The organism is Deltaproteobacteria bacterium, from assembly GCA_018668695.1.
In the GTDB taxonomy this organism is placed as follows: domain Bacteria; phylum Myxococcota; class XYA12-FULL-58-9; order XYA12-FULL-58-9; family JABJBS01; genus JABJBS01.
Map to the genome: position 1 here is coordinate 1 of JABJBS010000411.1, position 2,788 is coordinate 2,788.

The 2,788-nt window shown below is 49.1% G+C and carries 4 protein-coding genes; 2 read left to right on the top strand and 2 right to left on the bottom strand.

What is annotated here, in order from left to right; genetic code table 11:
- Together HOK28_24425 and HOK28_24430 are read left to right on the top strand one after the other, a co-directional pair.
- Positions 1–1,259: DNA translocase FtsK (locus HOK28_24425; GenBank protein MBT6436257.1), on the top strand; the 1,259-nt coding region annotated here is incomplete at its 5' end.
- Positions 1,260–1,328: 69 nt separating this feature from the next.
- On the top strand, positions 1,329–1,988 hold the full coding sequence (locus tag HOK28_24430) for an outer membrane lipoprotein carrier protein LolA (protein ID MBT6436258.1): 660 nt from the start codon (positions 1,329–1,331) through the stop codon (positions 1,986–1,988).
- An 18-nt stretch (positions 1,989–2,006) separates the two neighbouring features.
- Here HOK28_24430 and HOK28_24435 read toward each other — a convergent pair whose 3' ends face one another.
- Together HOK28_24435 and HOK28_24440 are read right to left on the bottom strand one after the other, a co-directional pair.
- Positions 2,007–2,423 (bottom strand): YjbQ family protein, encoded by a 417-nt coding sequence (locus HOK28_24435; GenBank protein ID MBT6436259.1) that lies wholly within the window; start codon positions 2,421–2,423, stop codon positions 2,007–2,009.
- A gap of 2 nt (positions 2,424–2,425) precedes the next feature.
- A partial coding sequence (locus HOK28_24440) for a thiamine phosphate synthase (GenBank protein MBT6436260.1) occupies positions 2,426–2,788 on the bottom strand: 363 nt, incomplete at its 5' end.

Consider the following 2,788-nt stretch of genomic DNA (forward strand, 5'->3'; position numbering starts at 1 on the left):
CCAAAATCTCTAACCTTGCCGATGATCTTGCGATGTCGATGGAAGCGTTGAGAGTTCGGATTGTGGCGCCGATTCCAGGCAAAGGTGCGGTGGGAATTGAGATTCCAAATGAAACTCGCGAGACCGTATTCTTTAAAGAGTTGGTTGCACACGAGAACTTTCGCAAGTCTAAATCAAAGCTTCCGATTGCCTTGGGTAAAGACATCGAAGGCAACGCCAAAGTGGTTGATCTGGCCAGAATGCCTCACTTGCTGGTTGCCGGTGCAACGGGTAGCGGTAAGAGTGTCTTCGTAAACTCATTGATTATGAGTATTCTCTACAAGTCCACGCCTGATGAAGTGCGCTTCATTATGGTGGATCCAAAGATGCTTGAACTCTCAGTTTACAACGCGGTATCCCACTTGCTCTTGCCAGTTGTTGTTGATCCAAAGAAGGCGGCTATGGCACTTCGATGGGGCGTTGAAGAGATGGAACGTCGCTATCAAATGATGTCCACTTTGAATGTGCGAAATATCGACGGTTACAACAAGCGCGTGAAGGAGGCAGCCGATAAGGGTGTGAAGCTGCGGACACCGACGGACGATGGGACACTGGGAGATCCTTGTGACTCGATGCCTTACCTGGTGATCATTGTGGACGAGCTTGCCGACTTGATGATGACCGCAGGCCGAGAAGTTGAGAGCTATATTATGCGCCTTGCCCAAAAGGCCCGTGCTGCAGGTATTCACCTTGTTTTAGCAACGCAGAGGCCTTCAGTGGATGTCATTACCGGCCCCATTAAGGCAAACTTGCCCACCCGTATCGCATTTGCGGTCAGCTCGAACTTTGATTCGAAGACCATCATTGGTACCAGCGGTGCGGAAAACCTCTTGGGTTGGGGTGATATGCTTTACATGTCGCCGGGTATTGGCGGCTTGGAACGTGTGCATGGCTCTTTGGTTACGGATGAGGAAATCTTACGTACATGTGAGTTTGTGGGCGGACAGGGTAAACCTGAGTACGACGAGTCTATTCTTCTCGCTCCCGAACCTGAAGCGAGCTCCGACAATCAAGAGCAGGTGAAAGATGAGCTTTTTGATAAAGCGGTTGAAATCATCGCGCAAGCCCAGAAAGTTTCAGTCTCCTTTATTCAGCGTAAGCTCTCCATTGGCTACAACCGGGCAGCAAGAATGGTTGAACAGATGGAAGAAGAGGGCATGGTGGGTCCGCCAAACGGTTCTAAGCCAAGAGAAGTGTTGATTAAAGATCTCTCCGCCTGATACTCGCATGCCCTGAAGTGAATGAGCGATGGATGCTCAACGTCTCTTAGACATGATGCGAGAAAAGTTATGATAAGTATTTTATTGGCCTCGCTGGCTCTGAGCACCACAGCTCTAGACGTGTCGACTCTTGTTGCGCGCGTTCAAGCAACTTACGATAGCCAGTCGGATGTAAGTGCTGAATTTTCTCAGTCTTATTTGGATTCCCTACGCGGTACCACCCGCGAGGAAAGCGGCCGACTCTGGGCAAAAAAAGATGGCCGGGTACGCTGGACGTATATGAAGCCGGTGCGTAAGGATTTCGTTTATACCGGAACCGCTGCTTATTTTTATGAGCCAGAATCAGCCCAAGTCACAGTTTTCGAGGACTTCCAAGAGAGCCAACTCTCTCAAGCCTTACGGTTTTTGTGGGGGCAGGGTGATTTGCGCGAGAGCTTTGAAGTTCAGGGATGTGAGACAGAATGCAAACGAGGCAATGCCTCTCAACAGGTTCTGGTCTTGTGGCCCAAGATGTCTGTAGCCACGGTCGATAAGATTTTGTTGGTTGTCGATACAGCCACCGCAACAGTTGTACGGTCCGTTGTCATCGATCCTCTAGGAAATGAGACGAAGTACACTCTCTCGAATTTCGACAAAACAAAGGTCGTTGAGGAGCGTTTGTTTGATTTTCAGATACCCGAGGGTGTGAGTGTCTTAAAAGCGTCTGGAAAGAAACCGCCTCAAAAATAACCTTCAACGAAGCTGGTTTCATTCACCCATAATTGTGACAACAATTTGTCTTGGGCTTGTGTGTCGCCGGTGTTCCCACAAGTAGAGCCCCTGCCAAGTACCAAGGCCCAGCGCACCATCAACAATTGGAATGTTTTCTGACGTATGAGTAACCGCCGCGCGAAGATGCGCCGGCATATCATCTGGACCCTCTAGTGTATGGGTGTAAAGCGGGTCGTTTTCCGGAGCGAGCCTTGCGAGCCAGTTTTCTAAATCTTGGCGAGCTGATGGATCAGCATTTTCTTGGATCACCAAAGAGCAGCTCGTGTGCTGAACAAAAACGTGGCACATCCCGCATTGGATATTGGCTTTTTCAACCACTTCACGAATGCGAGCAGTTATATCGAAAAGCCCAGATTGCGGTGCTTGGACGGTAAGTCGTTGTTGATGGGTCATCGTTATTGGGCTGCTTGAATCAGTTGGTTTATGCTTTTGCCTGGTTGCGAACTGCGCATCACAGCAGAAATACAAGCGACACCTTTTGCACCGGCTTTAAGGCATGGGCTAACACGCTCGTGTGTGATGCCACCTAGAGCTACAATATCTATAGGACTTTGTTGAGTCATTAGCTTAAGGGTCTCGAGGCCCACCGCAGGCGCGACTTTCGATTTAGGATTATAAACAGGACCGAACACACAAAACGAAGCACCGATTTCCGCTGTTTTTTGAATACTCTCTATTGAGTGAGTAGACGTCGCAATCTCTAAATGATTGGGGTTGTGAATGGTCTCATCTAAAAGTGCTTGTTTTAGGTGCACGCC

Bases quoted from the DNA above. Each gene is read 5' to 3' on its own strand.
- HOK28_24430 (MBT6436258.1), top strand. From the start codon at position 1,329: ATGATAAGTATTTTATTGGCCTCGCTGGCTCTGAGCACCACAGCTCTA.
- HOK28_24435 (MBT6436259.1), bottom strand. From the start codon at position 2,423: ATGACCCATCAACAACGACTTACCGTCCAAGCACCGCAATCTGGGCTT.